Below are 1,290 nucleotides of genomic sequence, written 5' to 3'. Positions count from 1 at the left end.
GCCCCACCCGCGGAGGCGGCGCCGGCCGAGGCGGCACCGGCGGATGGCGGGGCGAAGCCGCGCAAGCGCCGCGCGACGCGCGCGAAGAAGGCCGAGGGCGTCGCGACGGCGAGCGCGGCCAAGACGCGCGAGGAATGGCAGGCGGATGCGCTGCTGCGCGCCCGCGTCACGCCGGAGGAGTTCGCCCGCCGCCTGCGCGACCTGATGACCGATGCGCGCACCGCGCGGGAGGAGACGGGCATCGCGACGCTGTCCCTCGGCATCGGCACGCTGGCCTGGCGCGACCCCGGCACGCCGGGCACGGAACGGCTGGCGCCGCTGGTGCTGCTGCCCGTCACGCTGGAACGCGAGGGTGTCTCCCAGACCTTCCGCGTGCGGTCCGCCGGGCTGGAGGTGCAGGAGAATCTCTCGCTGCGCGAGAAGCTCGGCACCGAGTTCAAGGTGACGCTGCCGCCCTTCGACGCCGAGGCCTACGACCCGACGAAATGGGCGGAGGCGGTGCAGGCCGCGATCGGCGAACGCGAGGGCTGGGGCGTGGATCCGGACGGTCTGGCGCTCGGCCTGTTCAGCTTCGCGAAGTTCCTGATGTGGCGCGACCTGGACCCGGCCGCCAATCCCGGGCTGCTGGACCACCCGGTGATCCAGGCGCTGGTCGGCGGCGGCATGCTGCAGGGCGAGCCGCCCTTCGCCGACGACGCCGATGTGGATGCCGAGATCAGGGTGGAGCGGCTGGACCACGTGATGGACGTGGACGGCAGCCAGGCGCTCGCGGCGGAGGCCGTCCGCCGCGGCGGCCACACGGTGATCCAAGGGCCGCCCGGCACCGGCAAGTCGCAGACCATCATGAACATCATCGCCCAGGCCGTGCTGGATGGGCGCAGCGTGCTGTTCGTGGCGGAGAAGCTGGCGGCGCTGGAGGTGGTGCAGCGCCGGCTCGGCACCGCCGGGCTCGGCGCCGCCTGCCTGGAGCTGCATTCCGAGAAGCAGTCGAAGCGCGCCGTGCTGGACGAGCTGCGCGCGACGCTGGCGGCGCCGAACGTGGCGAAGCCCGACCGCGAGGCGCTGGTGAAGCGGCTGGGCTCGCTGCGGTCGCGGCTGAACGCGCATGCGGATGCGATGGCCGCACCGGTGGGCGAAAGCGGGCGGCCGCTGCATGCGGTGGTCGGCGCGCTGGTCGCGCTGCGCGCCGCGGAGATGAAGGCGCCGGACTTCACGCTGCCGGCCGGCGGCTGGTCCGCCGCGCGCATCGCGGAGGCGCGCGACGCGGTGACGGAGCTGGCGGCGCGCGCC

General features: G+C 74.8%; 1 protein-coding gene. It reads left to right on the top strand.

From position 1 onward, the window contains the following. Positions 1–1,290 (top strand): DUF4011 domain-containing protein (locus OZN99_RS31820; protein WP_270939189.1); only part of this gene is annotated, 1,290 nt, incomplete at both ends.

This window comes from Falsiroseomonas oryzae (assembly GCF_027856955.1).
Lineage (GTDB): Bacteria > Pseudomonadota > Alphaproteobacteria > Acetobacterales > Acetobacteraceae > Falsiroseomonas > Falsiroseomonas oryzae.
The sequence above is the reverse complement of the archived record's forward strand: the minus strand, read 5'-3'. Positions and strand labels throughout refer to the sequence as shown.